Source organism: Sulfuritalea sp. (assembly GCF_031426875.1).
Lineage (GTDB): Bacteria > Pseudomonadota > Gammaproteobacteria > Burkholderiales > Rhodocyclaceae > Sulfuritalea.
The window spans coordinates 159,911-176,839 of sequence record NZ_JASJPC010000021.1; the positions used below are offsets into that span (position 1 = coordinate 159,911).

Annotated in this window: 14 protein-coding genes; 8 read left to right on the top strand and 6 right to left on the bottom strand. The window is 63.5% G+C overall.

From position 1 onward, the window contains the following. Positions 1-152: 152 nt before the first annotated feature. Genes RMO95_RS10310 through RMO95_RS10325 form a run of 4 tightly spaced genes read right to left on the bottom strand, consistent with a single transcriptional unit; the run spans position 153 to position 4,941 of the window. On the bottom strand, positions 153-1,520 hold the full coding sequence (locus tag RMO95_RS10310) for an aminotransferase class III-fold pyridoxal phosphate-dependent enzyme (protein ID WP_310450533.1): 1,368 nt from the start codon (positions 1,518-1,520) through the stop codon (positions 153-155). Further along, positions 1,517-2,194, bottom strand: a complete 678-nt coding sequence (locus tag RMO95_RS10315; RefSeq protein ID WP_310450534.1) for an HAD-IA family hydrolase — start codon at positions 2,192-2,194, stop codon at positions 1,517-1,519. The genes RMO95_RS10310 and RMO95_RS10315 overlap by 4 nt, the downstream gene beginning before the upstream one ends. Beyond that, on the bottom strand, positions 2,191-3,447 hold the full coding sequence (locus RMO95_RS10320; protein ID WP_310450535.1) for a Tm-1-like ATP-binding domain-containing protein: 1,257 nt from the start codon (positions 3,445-3,447) through the stop codon (positions 2,191-2,193). Before RMO95_RS10320 ends, RMO95_RS10315 begins: the two co-directional genes overlap by 4 nt. Before the next feature lie 54 nt (positions 3,448-3,501). After that, positions 3,502-4,941, bottom strand: a complete 1,440-nt coding sequence (locus RMO95_RS10325; protein ID WP_310450536.1) for an NAD-dependent succinate-semialdehyde dehydrogenase — start codon at positions 4,939-4,941, stop codon at positions 3,502-3,504. 232 nt (positions 4,942-5,173) lie between these two features. Here RMO95_RS10325 and RMO95_RS10330 point away from each other — a divergent pair, with 232 nt between their 5' ends. Further along, complete coding sequence (locus tag RMO95_RS10330) at positions 5,174-6,220, top strand: helix-turn-helix domain-containing protein (protein ID WP_310450537.1); 1,047 nt, start codon at positions 5,174-5,176, stop codon at positions 6,218-6,220. Positions 6,221-6,320: 100 nt separating this feature from the next. Here RMO95_RS10330 and RMO95_RS10335 read toward each other — a convergent pair whose 3' ends face one another. Continuing rightward, positions 6,321-6,776: a YaiI/YqxD family protein gene (locus RMO95_RS10335; protein ID WP_310450538.1), complete on the bottom strand. Its 456-nt coding sequence runs from the start codon at positions 6,774-6,776 to the stop codon at positions 6,321-6,323. Positions 6,777-6,806: 30 nt separating this feature from the next. Here RMO95_RS10335 and RMO95_RS10340 point away from each other — a divergent pair, with 30 nt between their 5' ends. Further along, entirely contained in the window at positions 6,807-7,577 is a 771-nt protein-coding gene (locus RMO95_RS10340) for a hypothetical protein (RefSeq protein WP_310450539.1), read from the top strand. A 166-nt stretch (positions 7,578-7,743) separates the two neighbouring features. Here the strand turns inward: RMO95_RS10340 and RMO95_RS10345 are convergent, their stop codons facing one another. Beyond that, positions 7,744-8,724 (bottom strand): ornithine cyclodeaminase family protein, encoded by a 981-nt coding sequence (locus RMO95_RS10345; protein ID WP_310450540.1) that lies wholly within the window; start codon positions 8,722-8,724, stop codon positions 7,744-7,746. A gap of 95 nt (positions 8,725-8,819) precedes the next feature. Between RMO95_RS10345 and RMO95_RS10350 the strand changes: the two genes are divergently transcribed. From RMO95_RS10350 to RMO95_RS10375, 6 genes are all read left to right on the top strand, one after another. Then, entirely contained in the window at positions 8,820-9,071 is a 252-nt protein-coding gene (locus tag RMO95_RS10350; RefSeq protein ID WP_310450541.1) for a hypothetical protein, read from the top strand. A gap of 29 nt (positions 9,072-9,100) precedes the next feature. Then, positions 9,101-9,394, top strand: coding sequence for a cytochrome c (locus RMO95_RS10355; protein WP_310450542.1), 294 nt, complete (start codon positions 9,101-9,103; stop codon positions 9,392-9,394). A 291-nt stretch (positions 9,395-9,685) separates the two neighbouring features. After that, positions 9,686-11,518, top strand: a complete 1,833-nt coding sequence (locus RMO95_RS10360) for an ATP-binding protein (RefSeq protein WP_310450543.1) — start codon at positions 9,686-9,688, stop codon at positions 11,516-11,518. A 20-nt stretch (positions 11,519-11,538) separates the two neighbouring features. Then, positions 11,539-12,909 carry a sigma-54 dependent transcriptional regulator gene (locus tag RMO95_RS10365; protein ID WP_310450544.1) on the top strand — a complete coding sequence of 457 codons (1,371 nt, stop codon included), beginning with the start codon at positions 11,539-11,541 and terminating at the stop codon, positions 12,907-12,909. 170 nt (positions 12,910-13,079) lie between these two features. Beyond that, positions 13,080-15,872, top strand: a complete 2,793-nt coding sequence (locus RMO95_RS10370; protein ID WP_310450545.1) for a molybdopterin-dependent oxidoreductase — start codon at positions 13,080-13,082, stop codon at positions 15,870-15,872. 35 nt (positions 15,873-15,907) lie between these two features. Next, positions 15,908-16,909: a 4Fe-4S dicluster domain-containing protein gene (locus tag RMO95_RS10375; RefSeq protein WP_310450546.1), complete on the top strand. Its 1,002-nt coding sequence runs from the start codon at positions 15,908-15,910 to the stop codon at positions 16,907-16,909. The last annotated feature ends 20 nt before the right edge of the window (positions 16,910-16,929 follow it).

Sequence of the window (16,929 nt, forward strand, 5' to 3'; positions counted from 1 at the left end):
TAACTGGTTCGGAGCGATGGGTGATAGTCGAGCGCAGCGAGCCGATTGGTAACCCCCCGCGAGGGGGGAAGGGGGGCGGGCGACTAAACAGCCTTTCGCGTGTTTCATCTTCTGCGGGTGGCGCTCGGTGCCATGAGCGTTAACGGTCGGGATCAGTTGCCCTCGACCTTGTCGAATGCTTGCCGGAGAATATCGCAGAGCAAATCGATCTGTTGCCGCGAGATGGTCAGCGCGGGCGACAGGATGATGTTGGGGCCGGACACCCGGACCATCGCCCCCATCTCATAGGCGGCGCGCGCGATGGCCATCGGCTCGCTTGCGCCGCGGGGAAAGCTGGCCTTGGTCGCCTTGTCGGAAACCAGCTCGAAGCAGGCCATCAAGCCGGCGCCGCGCACGTCGCCGACCAGGCGCGAGCCGGCCCCGATTTCACGCATGCGGCGCAGCAGATGCTCGCCCTCGCGCGCCGCATTGCCCACCACGTCCTCGCTTTCGAGTATGTCCAGCGTCGCCAGGGCGGCGGCGGCGGCCACCGGATGGGCGCTGTAGGTGTAGCCATGGGTGACCGCCCCCAATGCCGCATCGCCGCCGTCGAAAACCTCCGCCACCTTGCCCGAAATGGCGGTCATGCCCAGCGGGATATAACCCGAAGAGAGGCCTTTTGCCAGGCACCACATATCGGCCTTGACGCCCCACATGCGGGTACCGAACATGTGGCCGGTGCGACCGAAGCCCGTCACCACTTCGTCGGCGATCAGCAGCACCTCGTACTTGTCGCAGATTTCGCGGATGCGCGGCCAGTAATTCGCCGGCGGCACGATGACGCCGCCCGCTCCCTGCACCGGCTCGGCGATGAAGGCCGCCACCGTGTCGGGCCCCTGGAACACGATCTCCCGCTCCAACTGGCGGGCACAGATCTCGCCCAGTTCCTGCGGGTCGTCGGTGTAAGGGTTGCGGTAGAGCCAGGGCGTGTCGATATGAAAGCAGCCCGGCAGCAGCGGTTCGTAGGCACGGCGGAAATTGGTGTTGCCATTCACGCTCATGCCGCCGAAATGCACGCCGTGATAACCCTGGCGCAGCGCAATGTACTTGGTCCGGTCGCGCTGGCCGCGGATTTTCCAGTACTGGCGCGCCAGCTTCAGCGCGCCCTCGACGGCATCCGAGCCGCCGTTGGAAAAGAAGCTGGCGACCACGCCGTCTTCGCGCATGAACTCGGCCATCCGCGTCGATAACTCGATGGCGCGCGGGTGCGTGGTGCCGCGAAACACGTTGTAAAAGGCCAGCTCGTCGAGCTGCGCCACGATGGCATCGCGAATCTCGGTGCGTCCGAACCCCAGGTTGGCGCTCCACAGGCCGCCGACCCCATCGACCATCTTGTGCCCGTCGATGTCCCAGATCCAGCTGCCTTCGCCGCGCGCGATGATGTCCGGCGGGGTTTCGCGCATGGCCTTCGGCTGCGCCATGGGATGCCAAAGATAGCGTGCGTTGTTGGCCTTGAGTTCTTCCTTGCTGAAACGCTTCATTGCGTGGCTCCGGGCGAGATATCGAGACTTAGACGCGCGGCAATGGCGGCGCTGCAACCCGTCACGTCGCGCAGATCGAAATACTGGGTTTGCAGGCCTGCCGCCTGGGCGCCGGCGATGTTGCGAAACTGGTCGTCGACGAACAGCAGCCGCGCCGGCGGCAGCTGCATGGCATCCACCGCCGCGCGGTAGGCCGCGGCATCCGGTTTGAGGTTCTTGCTGTGGCTGCCGTCCACGACGACGGCGATGTCCGCCATGATGTCGAGTCGATCGAGAAAGGTCTGGCCGTAGAACAATTCGAGTTCGTTGGACAGGATGCCGACCTTGATTCCGGCGCGCGCGGCGGCGCGCACCAAGGCGCGCATGTCGCTGCGAATCGCCGCATTGGGCTGGGTATGCCGCACCCGGCTGAGCAGCGCGTACATGTCCCATCCGGGCTCGCCGCAGGCGCGCCCGATTTCGTCGGCGCGCCGCGCCCAGTAGTCGCGTTCCGTGATCCGGTTGTCCTGCATGGCGCGCCAAAGCTCGTCGGTCGAGGGATCGAGCGGCCCCAGCCAGTCGAGGCTGTGCGCCGGCAGGCCGAGTATGGCTTCGGTATCGCGATGCTTTTCGAACAGGGAATAGGTCAGCACGCTGCCAAAATCCAGCAGCAGGCCGGCGGGCCTGATCCTCATGACACGCCTGCCTGGCCGGCGCCGATCACGCCGCGCGCCACCCATTCGTCGAAGATCGCCAGCACCCCGGCAGAGAAACCCTCGTCGTTGATATGCACGTCCAGCTCCACGAGTTGCACCGGAGCCTGCACATGCCTCCGCAGCTCGTCGATAAACGCGCCGTGGGCTTCCGGCGCATGCAGCGCCCGGTCGGGACGATCCCATTCCTGGACGCCCTTGAGCGGCAGTACCAGCGCCGTCGGCCCGGTCGCGTGCGCCAGCTTGTCGGCAATGTAGCGCGCCGTCGCGCAACGCTCGGGCGGCGTCGTCGCCACCGAGGCGATCAGCCGGTTGTGCGCGTGATAGGCCCGCTCCGCGTAGCGTTGGGGCAGCGGCTGCCAGGTCGGCAGGTCGATCATGTCGACCGCTCCGGGAGCGACGATCTGGGGCACGCCGGCGCGTCCGGCGGCCTCCAGGCGTCCGGCGCCGGAGGTGACGATGGAGCCGTTCACGTGATTGCTGACCTCCTGCAGGCTGAGATCGAGCACCGCGACGAAACGCCCCTGCGCCACCAGGGCTTCGAAGGCGCTGCCGCCCATGCCGGTGGTATGAAACACGGCGACCTCGTAGCCGCGGGCTTCCAGGGCCGGCTTGAGGGTCGTCATGTAGCTGAGGCAACTTTTGCCCAGCGAGGTCATGCCCACGATCGGCCGCCGATTGCGCGCCGGCACCGTCACGCTGCAGGCGCCGAGGACGGCGCCGGCGGCCTGGCTCAACATGGTCCGGCAGATGCTGTTGAGGCCATAGAGTCCGCCGGCCCAGAGGATCATCATCAGGTCCGGCGCGATCCGCTCGGGCGGAATCAAGTGCGAGAAAGACACCGTCGACACCACCAGTTTCGGCACGCCGAGGGGCAAGGCGGCGGTCAGGTCGAGAGCCAGATCGGTTCCCATGGTGCCGCCCAGAACGATCACCGCATGCACCGCGCCCTGTTCATGGAGGTCTTTCGCCAGCGCCACGGCACCGACCGCCATGCGCGTCATGGCCTGGTTTTCGTCGCCGAGCGCGGCGAGCTCTTCCAGCGTCACTCCGGCGGCGGCGGCAACGGCGGTATTGGGTATGTCCGGCGCGAAGCCGGGTTCGCCGAGGACGCCGACATCCATGATCAGTCCGGCGCCGCCGATACGCACCAGTTCCTCGCGCAGGTAGCGCACCTCGTCGGCCTTGGTGTCGCAGGTGGCGACCAGGAGCACGGTCTTCAATTGTTCTGGCATGTTGGCCTGGTGTCCACCGATTCGATCATCCCGGTTCTCTGGTCGGGTCCGGCATCAGGCCGCAATGCTCACCAGTTTCACCTCGGTGTAGGCGAGCAGGCCCTCCATGCCGCTTTCCTGGCCCATGCCGCTTTCCTTCCAGCCGCCAAACGGAGTTTCCGGTTGCGATACGCCGAAATGATTGATGCCGACCATGCCCGCTTCCAGTTCTTCGCCCAGGCGATGCGCGGTCGCCAGGTCGCGGGTGAAGGCGTAGGCGCTCAAGCCGACGGCAAGGCCGTTGGCCCTGGCCAGTGCCTCGTCGAGCGTGGAGAACGGCTGCAGCAGCGCGATCGGGCCGAAGGGCTCGACTTGCTGCACGCGGGCAGCCGCGGGCACGCACTCGAGCACGGTCGGCGGATAGAAATGCCCCTTGCCGGGCAAGGCCTGTCCGCCGCAGCAGAGCTTGCCCCCCAGCGCCAGCGCATCATCGACGAAGTTTTGCATTTCGCGCAGCCTGCGGCCATGGATCAATGGCCCCATGTCGCTGCCCTGGTCGAGCCCGGAGCCGACCTTGAGCACCTTGGCATGGGCAACGAAGCGGTCGCGAAACTCGGCATAGCGGGATTCGTGGATATGGAAGCGGATCGGCGAGGCGCAGACTTGTCCGGCATTGCGGAATTTTGCCGTCACCGCCAGCTTCGCCGCGCTTGCGATATCGGCGTCGGCACAGACGATCACCGGCGCGTGGCCGCCAAGTTCCGCCGTGTAACGCTTCATGCCGCGCGCCGCCAACTCGCCCAGCATCTTGCCGACGGCGATCGATCCGGTGAATGACGCCTTGCGGATCGGTTCCGCGGCGAGCAGCGCGGAGGAGATTTTCGCCGGATCGCCGCACACCATGTTGATGACGCCCGGCGGCAAGCCGGCGTCATGAAACGCCTCGACGATCAGCATGCAGCCGGCCGGCGTTTCCTCGGCCGGCTTGATGATCACGCTGCATCCCGCCGCCAGTGCGCCGCCAAGCTTGCGGCTGGGAAGATTGACCGGAAAATTCCAGGGCGTGAATGCCGCCACCGGTCCCACCGGCTGGCGCATCACCGTCTGGCTCAAGACGTTCGCCTGGCGCGGCGGCACCGTGCGTCCGTACAGGCGCTTACCCTCTTCCGCAAGAAAATCGATGATGTCGGCCGACAGTTGCACTTCGCGCAGCGCCTCGGCCAGGGGCTTCCCCTGCTCCAGGGTGATCGCGCGCGCAATCCGCGGCGCCCGTTCGCGCAGCAGCCGTGTCGCCTGGGTGATCACCTGGTAGCGCTCGAATGCCGAACGCGAACGCCATATTCGGAAGCCGCGTCCGGCGGCTTCCAGTGCCGCATCGAGCTCGGTGTCGCCGGCCACGGGCAGCCGGCCAAGCTCGCTGCCGTCGGCAGGATTTTCAACCCCCATGCTGCCGGAGCCGGTGCTATCGACCCACTGGCCGTCGATATAAAGCCTTAGCTTCGGGTAATCGTCCATATTGGCTGTTCCTCATCCGGAGCGGTCGATGCTCCGGTCTTTGCGGAAGACTTTAGTCGCGGCAGGCGCGCGGCGTTATCTATCTTCAGCAATTCCGCGCCGGATACGGGCGGCGCGCGGCTTTCGGCAAGGGCCTGGTCTTGGGTGCAGTGCAACTTGACGTCCAAAGCAAAATGAACAACCATCCACCGCTACGGTGATCGGCGCGAGATCGGTCCCGGCGGAGAGACACATGACAACAGCTGAAATGGCGGCGACCCGAGCTTATAGGCGCGACCGTGAATTGCTCGACTCGCAGGATCACGCCAGGGAACTCGCCGGCTGGAACCAGAACTACGATCAGATTTCCCGCGGCGCTTTTCGCAGCCGGCTGGTGGAGATCGAGTTCGACAATATCCACATCTTCCAGGAAGAGCTGTCGCAGGCCGTGTTTCAGACCGGACAATGCTGTAAGGGCACGGTGGCGCTCGGCGTATTCTCGGCGATGTCCGGCGAGGCGCGCTGGCATGGCGGTGCGGTGGGCATGGACGACGTGCTGTTTCTCGACGGGCAGGGTGAATTGGTTCTGACCACGCCCAAAACCAGTTGCATATTGGGTGTCGGATTGCCTGCCCAAGAGCTCGAAATCTGGTGCGACGATATGGGCGGCTCCACGGGCGAACGCGTGCGCCGTCTTTCCGCCAGTCCTCTGCGCGATCGTTTGGCGGCGGAACGCCTGCGCACCAGTCTCATCAGCCTGATAGGCGAACTGCTGAATCGCCCGGACGACAAATTACCCGTTGCGGTCGCACGGCAGTTGCACGATGAACTCGCTGGGCTGATCGTCGACCTGCTCTGCGGCGAACCCGGCAAAGAGGAAAGGCGCATCACCGGCAAGGCCAAAAAGGTGGTGCAGCGAGCCCGTGCCTATGCCCTGGACCGGCGGGAAGAGCCGCCGACCATGATCGACGTCTGCAAGCACACCTATGTTTCGCTGCGCACCCTGCAAAACTGCTTCCAGGCCGTACTCGGGGAAAGCCCGGCCACTTACCTGAAAATGCTGCGTCTCAATGGCGCCAAGCGCGACCTGATCAAGCGCGGCGGCAATGCCCTGGTCAGCGATATTGCCGCCGATTGGGGCTTCTGGCACTTGTCGCAGTTTTCGTCGGATTACCGCCGCATGTTCGGTGAACTGCCTTCGGCGACCCGCATCATGCGGGGCGGCAGCCTCGTGGCGCCGGAACGCCGTGAATGCCGGGGCAGGTGTAGTTCGGGGCCATGCCGGCGGCTGCAGACCTGAGCGTCCAAGAGTTGGCGCTGGCGCCCCGGCGCCATAGCGGATGGCGGGGCGGCGCGACGCCTGCCGGTCGTCAAACCGAAGGCGCCCGTCGGCCCGGGCCTCAAACCGGCTTGCGCTGTCGGGCGATGAAACGATCGAGCTGGTTGGCGAAGTTCTGCCGGTCGCCCAGGCCGAAGGCCGGCGGCCCGCCGGTATCCACGCCGCTGCTGCGCAGGCTGTCCATGAAGTTGCGCATGTCCAGCAACTGGCGGATGTTCTCCACGCTGTAGAGTTCGCCGCGCGGATTCAGCGCAAAGGCGCGCTTTTCGATGACCAGGGCCGCCAGTGGGATGTCGGCGGTGATCACCAGGTCGCCCGCCGCCGCCTGTTCGACGATATGGCTGTCGGCCACGTCGAAGCCCTGCGCCACCTGCACGCTGCGGATCCAGGGCGAGGGCGGCACGCGCAGCCACTGGTTGGCGACCAGGGTCAGCGGCAGCGCATGCCGCGCGGCGGCGCGGTAGAGAATTTCCTTGATGACGCCGGGACAGGCGTCGGCATCGACCCAGATCTGCATAATGCGGCTTTTGAGTTTTGGACAAGCACGATGAGCGATGGTAACAGCGGCCACTTCGCGCCGCCCGCGGACGGTCTGGCAAATCTGGCGGCGCCCGAACTGCAGCGCCTCGCCGCACGCATGGCGCAGGATGCCTTCACGCGCATCTTTCGTCTCACGGTCGAGGCCGACGCTGCCGCGCTGGACGCCGCCGTGGGCGAGATCGGCGAGCGTGCGCGCAACTGGGCGCGCGCCGCAGCGGACGAGGAGGCGCGCGCCCTGCGCCTGGCCCTGCTGGTGGCCGGCATCGACCAGTGGGGGCTGGCCTATGCGCAGGCCTTCGGCCTCGCTGCGATGCCCGGCGTCAGCGGCTTGCTCGGCAGCCTGCGCATGGATCTCGACGCCGCCGTCGAGGCGCGCCTGCAGCGGGCTTTCGCGGCCATCGAGCAGGCCGAAGGCAATGCCGTCGATTTCAAGATGGAACTGCGGCGCAACATTCATCTCGCGCTGTGGCACGCCATGATCGCCTGCGCAGAGCGGGAGCAGGCCACGCCCATCCTCGCCGCGCTGGGCGCCATGATGGTGGCGCTGGTGGAGCGCATGCCGTTACTCGGCTGGCGGCTGGTGGCCGACGCCCTGGCCCACATTCAGTTGCGCTGCCTGAGCGATGCGGCGGCGAGCACCGAGCTGGCACGGGAAACCAACGCGGCGCTGTTCACGGCTTTGCGCCAGAGCCTGCCGCGTGAAATTTCCGAACCGATGATGGCTCATGCCAACCGGGCCGTGATTGCCTGGCAGCAGGCGCGGCGCACCCGGCACTAACGCGCCGCCGGCCCTAACGCTCATTCCGCGTTGGCGGCACCCTTGATGATGAAACCCGCGAAAGGCAAATTGAAGACCCCCCACCCCGTCCCCGCCCCAGGGCGGGGCTACTATCCAGCTCGCTTCGCTCGACAATCACCCGTCGCTTCGAACGAGTTGTTTCACGTTAAATGCCGCCGGCGATCACCGAGGCATACACCAGTTGCGCCGCGACGGCATCCTCGACGGCCTGGCCCAGCGCCTTGAAGATGACGGTGACGCCTTCCGGCACCTGCACCTTGCCGGCCAGCACTTCGCCGATTTCGCATTGCACTTTGGCGCCGGAAAGGATCACGTCGCCCGATTCGGTTTCGGCCGCCTGGCGCTGGTCGGCGATCAGGTAATTGCCCATCGCCTCGTCGTCGAGTTCGCGCCAGCCCGGGCGCGGCGCGCCGACCGCATGCACCAGCGCGCCGGGCTTGAGCCAGCGGCCCAGGAGGACAGGCGTGCTGGCGTTGGTCACCGTCACCACGATGTCGGCCTCGCGCACGGCGCCCTCGGCATCGGCACAGGCGTGGCCGTCGATGTCGGCGGCGCAGCGTTCGGCGTTGGCGCGGGTCGGGCTCCAGACGCGGATGTCGGCGAGCGGGACGACTGTGGCGAGCGCCAGCGCGTGGCTGCGCGCCAGTGCGCCGGAACCGAGAATCGCCAGGCGCTTGGGCTCACGGTCGCGCAGGGCGCGCGTGGCGACCGCCGAGACGGCGGCGGTGCGCAACTCGGTCAGCCAGGTGGCGTCCATCACCGCCAGCGGCACGCCGGTCTGCGCATCGAGCAGCAGCAGCGTTGCGATCATGGTCGGCAGGCCGCGCGCGGCATTGCCCGGCACCTGGGTGATCAGCTTGGTGGCCAGGGCGCCGCCGTGACTCTGTCCGTCGGGGACGCCCCTTCGGGGCCCGACGAAGGCCGGCTTGACGAAAAGCAGGCTGCCGGGGCCGGGCAGTTCCAGCACGGTGCGCAGCGGCTGCAGCACGCGGCCGGCGGAAAGTTCGATCAGGGCCTGTTCGATGGCCGGCAGCAAGGCGTCGAGCGCGAGGTGGCGGCGCACGATGTCGTTGTCCAGCAGCAGGGGAAGGTCGCGCGCGGCGTTAGCGATTTGAGGGCGGGTCATGGCGGGAATGTAGGGTCGGCCGGGTCCGCCATCCTACCTCGTCGGCGCCGGATGCATTAGGATGCGAGTCTTGACATTCGTTGCCGGAGAAAGATATGAAAAAGCTGTCGCTAGAACTTCATGCAGAACTGGAAATTCCCGACGACTGGGAACTGGTCGAGCATTCCTCCGGCATCTATGTACTCAAGATCGGCGACCGCTTCGTCGATTTCGACATCACGCCGCTGGTCACCGCATCCACCGCGCCCGACGCGACCTGGAGCGACGAAGACGAGGAATTCACCGACGACATCCTCGATATGGTGACCGGCCTCGATTCGAAAATGGAGATCACCTACCTGCAGTGAATAAGGGGAATCGTTGAAGGAGCAATGCCATGCGTATCGTGATACCACTGTCCTGCCTGCTGCTGGCGGTTTCCGCACAGGCCGCGGGCGACCCCAAGCTCGGCAAGGCGCTGCATGACAAGCAGTGCGTGGCCTGCCACGTCAAGCTGCTGGGCGGCGACGGTTCCGCCATGTACACGCGCAAGCCGCGCCTGATCAACAACGCGGCGGCACTCAAGCAGCGCGTCGCGACCTGCAGCGCGCAGACCAGCGCCGGCTGGTTCCCCGAGGAAGAGGAGCACGTCGCCGCCTGGCTGAACCAGACTTACTACAAGTTCAAGTAGGAAGCACCGGCCGATGCGGCGGGAGGGCGCATCGCCACATATAGAGCGACAGGAAATCGAGATCACTGCGTTCAGCCAGGGATTTCGATACCCTGACTTCCGCAACTGCCTCGAAATCTCGCAACAACGCATGAATTTCGGTCGGAAATAGGCGATCCCGATTCGGGATTGGAACACCGCGCTGACTCGCTTTGCTATCCAGCTTGAAGATCGGATGACGCAGCATCAATCTCAAACCCGTTTGTACGAAATTTCGGACATTCTCCAACGCAGAAGGAATACGAACATTTCATGGCGGTGATACTTGGTCACATCGATAAGAGATTGAGACAGAACCTGCCAAAGCTGGAAGGTATTCTCTTTCCGTTAGGTCGAAGTACTAGTTATCGGCTTGCGATCGTGCTGTTTCTGGTGATAGTCGCATTTTTCGTGCGGCGTCTGATTGGCCCGCCCGAATTTGGGGCGCCGTTCCTGACCTTTTTCCCCGCCGCGGCGATCTCGGCGGTTTTCGGCGGATTCTGGGCCGGCATGCTGGCGACGGCGTTGGGTTCGGTAATGGCAACGTTTTTTTTCCTGCCGCCGTACTCCATGTTCTCGTTCGAGTTCCGTTACGAAACGGTGTTCAGCAACATCGTCTATATCCTCGACGAAATCGTGGTCTGTTCGGCAATCGCTGCCCTGCATCGTTTTTACCGAGTTAGCAAGGATCAGAACGCAGAACTGAAGACATTGATCCAAACCATTCCCGACCTGATCTGGTTGAAGAATCCCGAGGGTGTCTATCTGGAGTTCAATCCTGCCATGGAGCGGTTCTACGGATTGCGCAGGGATGTGGTCGTCGGCAGGAAAACGAGGGACTTGTTTCCAGGCGCGATGGCCGAGTCCATTCATCAGCAGGATCAGGCGGCACTATATGCGGATGGACCTTGCACCACCGAGGGCTGGGTTACCCACGCCAGTGATGGAGGCCGTGTACTGCTGGAGACCACCACGACTCCGATGCGTACCGTCGATGGCGCGCTGATCGGCGTGCTGGGTATTGCACGCGACATCACCGAGAGCCGGCTTCTGGAAGACCAGCTTCGTGCGCACGCTGTTGAACTGGAGCGGGAACGCACTTTTCTCGGGGCGATTTTCGAGCACACCGGCGACGGCATACTGGCGGTGGACGGCGCGGGCAATATCACTCTGGCGAACCAAAGTGCGCGGCGTTTGCTGGGCATGACCGAGGGCGACGAACGCCGCCTGGTCGAATTTTGGCCCGAGTGGCAGGCAATTGCAGACGACACCGCCGATGGTGCCGCAACACGTCGCGATCTGGATGCCGCCGGGCATGTTCTGGCACTATCGGTCACGCTCACCGGCGAACCACGGGATACCCGCTACGTGATCGTCGCCCGTGACGTTAGCGAGGAACACCGCCTCGCTGACGAGCGCCGCGAACTCGATCGCCAGATGTTCCAGATGGAGAATATGGCGACCCTGGGCGAACTGGCGATGGGTGTGGCCCATGAAATCGGCAATCCTCTCGCCGGCATGAAGGCGGTGGCTCAGTCATTGCAGTACGAGGACGATCTGCCAGCGGATGCGCGCGAAGCGCTGCGCAGGCTGGAGGCGGAGATCGACCGGCTCGGCGACTTCCTGCGCGGGTTTCATGGTTTTGCCGCTCCGCAACGCGCACATCCCGTCCCTTGCCGCTTGCACGACATCGTCCAAGACATCCTGTTCTGGATTCGCAAGGAGGCCGTATCCCACGATGTGGCCCTCGGTCTGAGCATCGACGAGCATCTGTCGGTGCGCGCCGATCCGAACCAGATCAAGCAGGTATTGCTGAACCTGGTCGTCAACGCCATCCACGCCATGCCTCTGGGCGGCACGCTGCGCATCGCCGCAACCCATGACAGCGATCTCGGCGTGCGCATCGAAGTCACCGATACCGGAGGCGGGATAGCCGCCGAAGTCCTGCCGAAAATTTTCGACCCCTTCTTTACCACTCGCGAGACAGGCTCAGGCCTCGGCCTGGCGGTCGTGAAAAAGATCGTCAGCGAGCATGGCGGACGCATCGAAGTGCAGAGTCAGCCAGGGCATGGATCCTGCTTCACTTTGCACTGGCCTGCTGCCTAGAGTCTTAAGGAGTTGTCTGCATGACCGCCATGCTGATCGTCGAGGATGACACTACCATTCGTGTCACCCTGGGCAAGTTTCTCGCTCGCCTGGGCTATACCGTTGACGTCGCGGAAGATGCCGCGGGCGCTCTCAGGCAGGCGCGCAGCAGGCGTTACCGGCTGATCTTGCTCGACTTGCACCTGCCTGACGGCAACGGCCTTGATCTGATCGGCAAGTTCCGCGAACTGGATGAAGACACGCTGGTGGTCATCATGACCGCGTTTCCCGAGGTGCGTACCGCCGTGGCGACGCTCAAGGCTGGTGCCTACGACTACATCATCAAGCCATTCGACCTCGAAGACGTGCGCGAACTGGTTGGCCGCGCCGTGGAAACCAGCCGCTTGCGCCATGAGGTTGCTTGGCGGCGGGCTCAGTCGAGCGTCTGCGAGGTGGAGGGTGTCGGCGGCGAGAGCCAGGCATGGCAGCGACTGACGGAGGTAACGCGCAAGATCGCCGGCGCCGAGCACGTTCCCGTGCTGATCTGCGGTGAATCCGGCTGCGGCAAGGAGCGCGTGGCCCGGACCATCCACTGTGGCTCACCGCGGGCAGCCGGTCCGTGGGTGACGATCAACTGCTCGGCGCTGCCGGAAAACCTGCTCGAGTCCGAAATGTTCGGTTACGAGAAGGGCGCCTTTACCGATGCGCGGCAGCTTAAACGTGGCTTGCTCGAACTGGCCGATGGCGGCACTCTTTTCCTCGATGAAATCGGCGATCTTGCCCTGACGCTGCAACCCAAGCTGCTGCGGGTGCTGGAAACTCAGACCTTCCGCAGACTGGGCGGCAATCGCGAGATCAGCGTCGACGTGCGTTTTGTCGCCGCGACGCACCGCAATCTGCCGGAAATGGTCAAGAACGGCCAGTTTCGCGAGGATCTCTACTATCGCCTCAATGTCGGCGCCATCGATGTGCCGCCCTTGCGCGCGCGGCGGGAAGATATTCTGCCTCTGGCGCGGCACTTTCTCGCCGAAGCGGCGCGGGCCGTCGGCTCGCCCTCATTGACGCTGGCTCCGGCGTTGGAGCCGATGCTGGAAAACTACGCATGGCCTGGCAACATACGCGAGTTGCGCAACGTACTGGAGCGTGCCGCCATACTCTGCATTGAAAGCAGCGTCACCAGTGTGCAGTTGCCGCACGAGATCGTTGGCCGCGCAGTCCCTGTCGTTTCGCCAGAAGAGCCCGACCAGTCCGTCGTGGACTTGGGCGAGATGGAACGCAGGTACATTCAGCGTGTTCTCGACTCGGTCAGCGGCAACAAGACGCGTGCCGCCGAACTCCTCGGCATCACCCGTTTGACCTTGCGCAACAAGCTCAAGCACCACGATCTCGACGACAACCCGGCCATTTCCTGACCGGTCTGATTTCGATCGAACGGTCATTTATTGACCGTATCAGCTTTACCAACCTCCCTGAAACCCGCCACTGCCTTGCGCAAGTGGTTCTTTTCGCGCTGGCATAAACCATGCTGAGAAAAGGGTGGAAGCATTTTGGTCAAATCAATTGTGCAAGGAGAGCTGAAATCATGAAAGCGTCGCGCAGGGAGTTTCTAAAGGCCACGGGTGCGTCATCGCTCAGTTTCATGCTGGGCGGCGCGTATTCGTTGCGGGTCCTGGCACAGAGCCAGGGGGCGATGGTGCAGCACGAATATGCGGGGTGGGAAAACTTCCACCGCAATCAATGGAGTTGGGACAAGAAGACGCGCGGCGCCCACCTTATCAACTGTACGGGCGCCTGCCCGCATCATGTCTATACGAAGGACGGCGTAGTCCTGCGCGAGGAAGCATCCAAGGACATGGCGCCGATGCCCGGCCTTCCCGAGTACAACCCGCGCGGATGCAACAAGGGCGTCTGTGGTGTGGACTACCAGTACGGACCGCATCGCATCAAGTACCCGCTGATTCGCGTCGGCGAGCGCGGCGAGGGCAAATGGCGTCGCGCCAGTTGGGACGAGGCCCTGGAAATGATCGCCGACAAGATCGTCGATACCATCAAGAACGAAGCGCCCGATTGCATCAGCGTCTTTTCGCCGGTTCCTGCCGTGGCGCCGGTCTCCTTCTCCGCCGGCCACCGCTTCGCCCACTACATCGGCGCCCACACGCACACCTTCTTCGACTGGTATGGCGACCACCCGACGGGCCAGACCCAGACCTGCGGTGTTCAGTTCGATACTGCTGAGACCGCCGACTGGTTCAACGCCAAGTTGATCGTTGTCTGGGGTGCCAACCCGTCGATCACGCGTATTCCGGACGCCCACTACCTGTCTGAAGCTGCCCTCAACGGAACGAAAATCGTCAGCATTGCGCCGGACTACAACGCCTCCTCCATCAAGGCCGACCAGTGGCTGCATCCGAAACCCGGCACGGACGGTGCACTAGCCTTGGCCATGGCCCACGTGATCATCAAGGAAAACCTCTTCGATGTTCATGGCATGAAGGAACAGACCGACCTGCCCTATCTGGTGCGCAAGGACAACAAGCGCTTCTTGCGCGAGTCCGACGTGGTGGCCAATGGCTCCACCGGCAAGTTCTACGCTTGGGACATGAAGACCGGCAAGGCGGTGATCATGAAGGGAAGTTGGGGCGACGAACCCGCTCAGAAGGGGCCGCCCGTGGCATTCATGGGTCGCAACACCCACACCTTCCCCAAGGGCTACATCGATCTCGGTAACCTGGATCCGGCCCTGGAGGGCACCTACAAGGTTCAGCTCAAGGATGGTTCCACGGTCGAGGTGCAGCCGGTCTTCGACATCCTCAAGCCACGCATCATGAGCCAGCACACGCCGGAGAAGGCCGCCGCGATCACCGGCGTTTCGGCCAAGGTCATCGTGCAACTGGCCAGGGATTTCGCTACCGCCAAGCCGGCCATGATCATCATGGGTGGCGCCGCCAACCACTGGTACTACAGCGATGTGATATTGCGCGACCTTCACCTGCTGACGGCTCTGACAGGGAACGAAGGAAAAAACGGCGGTGGACTCAATCACTACATCGGCCAGGCGAAGGTTCCCTTGCTGCCGGGCCTCGCCGCGCTCTCTTTTCCGGAAGGGGCGGGCAAGCACCGCTTCTGCCAGACCACCATCTGGACCTACGTGCATGCCGAGGTCAATGACGAGATGCTGAACGTCCAGATTGACACCAACAAGTATCTGCGGCAGAGCATCGCGACCAAGCAGATGCCTCTGCTGCCAGCTAATGGACGCGACCCCAAGGTGTTCATCGTTTATCGCGGCAACTGGCTGAATCAGGCGAAGGGACAGAAGTACGTGCTGCGCAACCTGTGGCCGAAGCTCGAGTTGATTGTCGACATCAACATTCGCATGGACTCGACGGCGCTCTACTCCGATATCGTCCTGCCCTCGGCTCACTGGTACGAGAAGACGGACCTCAATGTCACGGAAGAGCACACCTTCATCAACATGACCGAGCCGGCGATCAAGCCGATGTGGGAGTCCAAGACTGACTGGCAGATCTTCCAGGCATTGGCGAAGAAGGTCGAAGACGCGGCGCGGCGCAAGAAGTTCGAGAAGTACAACGACGAGCAGTTCAAGTGGGTGCGCGATCTGACCAACCTGTGGAACCAGATGACCATGGACGGCAAGCTGGCCGATGACGAGGCCGCCGCACAGTTCATCCTCGACTCCGCGCCCCAGTCGAAGGGCATCACGCTGCAGATGCTGCGTGAGAAGCCACAACGCTTCAAAGGCAACTGGACCTCGCCGATGAAGGAAGGGATTCCCTACACACCGTTCCAGAACTACGTGGTCGACAAGAAGCCGTGGCCCACCCTAACCGGGCGCCAGCAGTTCTATCTTGACCATGACACCTTCTTCGACATGGGTCTGGAACTGCCAACCTACAAGGCCCCGATCGACGCCGACAAGTTCCCGTTCCGTTTCAATACGCCGCACAGCCGCTACGCGATCCATTCGACCTTCAAGGACAACGTGCAGATGCTCAGGCTCCAGCGCGGCGGTCCGTCGGTCGAAATATCGCCGGCGGATGCCAAGGCACGCGGCATCAACGACAACGACTGGGTCGAGGTCTGGAACGACCACGGCAAGGTGATCTGCCGGGTCAAGGTGCGCAAGGGCGAGCAGAGCGGCCGCGTCTCGATGTGGCACACGCCCGAGCTCTACATGGACCTGATCGAAGGCAGCACCCAGAGCCTTTGCCCAGTACGTATCAATCCCACGAGTCTGGTCGGTAACTACGGGCACCTTGTGTTCCGGCCGAACTACTACGGGCCGGGCGGCGTTCAGCGCGATACGCGGGTGGACATCAAGCGCTACATCGGCGCCACCCCGATGCCCCTCTGATCGCCACCATCGGACAATAAGGAAGGAAATTAATCATGGCAACAGTTATGAAAGCGCCCAAGCGGCAACTCACGTTCGTGACCGATCTCAACAAGTGCATCGGTTGTCAGACCTGCACGGTGGCCTGCAAGAAGCTATGGACCAGCGGTCCCGGCCAGGATTTCATGTACTGGCGCAATGTGGAGACCGCACCGGGCATGGGCTATCCGCGTAACTGGGTCAGCAAGGGCGGCGGCTATAAGGACGGGCAACTGCAGAAGGGCAAGACTCCGGCGATGATCGATTACGGCGTTCCGTTCCAGTTCGATTATTCGGGCCGTCTGTTCGAGGGCAAGCCAGGCCGCGTGCGGCCCAGCCCGACGCCCAAATCGGCGCCGAACTGGGACGAGGACCAGGGCGCCGGCGATTACCCGAACAATTCGTACTTCTACCTGCCACGCATGTGCAACCATTGCGCCAAGCCCGCCTGCCTGGAAGCCTGCCCCAATGACGCCATTTACAAGCGCGAGCAGGACGGGATCGTGCTGATCCATCTCGACAAGTGCAAGGGATCGCAGAACTGCGTGTCGGCCTGCCCTTACGCCAAGCCCTACTTCAATCCCGTATCGAACAAGGCGAACAAATGCATAGGCTGCTTCCCGCGCATCGAGAAGGGGGTCGCCACCGCTTGCGTCGCTCAGTGTGTCGGTCGCGCCATGCACGTAGGCTTTGTCGACGACGTCAATAGTTCGGTTTACAAGTTGGTCAAGCAGTGGAAGGTGGCGCTGCCCTTGCACCCGGAATTCGGCACCGAGCCCAATGTCTTCTACGTGCCGCCGGTGCTTGGACCGCGCAAGGAGGATTCCCAGGGCAATGTCTTCGAGGACCCGAAGATCCCTCTTGCGCAACTCGAGGGCCTGTTCGGCAAAGGAGTGAAGGACGTGCTGAAGCTCCTGGCCATGGAGCGCGAGAAGAAGGTCAAGGGGCAGGCATCCGACTTGATGGACGTCCTGATCGGACGCCGCAGTGTCGACATGATGATATCGCCGATGACCTGAAGCCATGCGGGGGCGGCTGG

Excerpts from the sequence above, each read along its gene's own strand:
- RMO95_RS10345 (WP_310450540.1), bottom strand. The coding sequence starts at position 8,724 with ATGACCCGCCCTCAAATCGCTAACGCCGCGCGCGACCTTCCCCTGCTG.
- RMO95_RS10350 (WP_310450541.1), top strand. The coding sequence starts at position 8,820 with ATGAAAAAGCTGTCGCTAGAACTTCATGCAGAACTGGAAATTCCCGAC.
- RMO95_RS10315 (WP_310450534.1), bottom strand. The coding sequence starts at position 2,194 with ATGAGGATCAGGCCCGCCGGCCTGCTGCTGGATTTTGGCAGCGTGCTG.
- RMO95_RS10310 (WP_310450533.1), bottom strand. The coding sequence starts at position 1,520 with ATGAAGCGTTTCAGCAAGGAAGAACTCAAGGCCAACAACGCACGCTAT.
- RMO95_RS10330 (WP_310450537.1), top strand. The coding sequence starts at position 5,174 with ATGACAACAGCTGAAATGGCGGCGACCCGAGCTTATAGGCGCGACCGT.
- RMO95_RS10340 (WP_310450539.1), top strand. The coding sequence starts at position 6,807 with ATGAGCGATGGTAACAGCGGCCACTTCGCGCCGCCCGCGGACGGTCTG.
- RMO95_RS10325 (WP_310450536.1), bottom strand. The coding sequence starts at position 4,941 with ATGGACGATTACCCGAAGCTAAGGCTTTATATCGACGGCCAGTGGGTC.
- RMO95_RS10375 (WP_310450546.1), top strand. The coding sequence starts at position 15,908 with ATGGCAACAGTTATGAAAGCGCCCAAGCGGCAACTCACGTTCGTGACC.
- RMO95_RS10370 (WP_310450545.1), top strand. The coding sequence starts at position 13,080 with ATGAAAGCGTCGCGCAGGGAGTTTCTAAAGGCCACGGGTGCGTCATCG.
- RMO95_RS10360 (WP_310450543.1), top strand. The coding sequence starts at position 9,686 with ATGGCGGTGATACTTGGTCACATCGATAAGAGATTGAGACAGAACCTG.
- RMO95_RS10355 (WP_310450542.1), top strand. The coding sequence starts at position 9,101 with ATGCGTATCGTGATACCACTGTCCTGCCTGCTGCTGGCGGTTTCCGCA.
- RMO95_RS10320 (WP_310450535.1), bottom strand. The coding sequence starts at position 3,447 with ATGCCAGAACAATTGAAGACCGTGCTCCTGGTCGCCACCTGCGACACC.
- RMO95_RS10365 (WP_310450544.1), top strand. The coding sequence starts at position 11,539 with ATGACCGCCATGCTGATCGTCGAGGATGACACTACCATTCGTGTCACC.
- RMO95_RS10335 (WP_310450538.1), bottom strand. The coding sequence starts at position 6,776 with ATGCAGATCTGGGTCGATGCCGACGCCTGTCCCGGCGTCATCAAGGAA.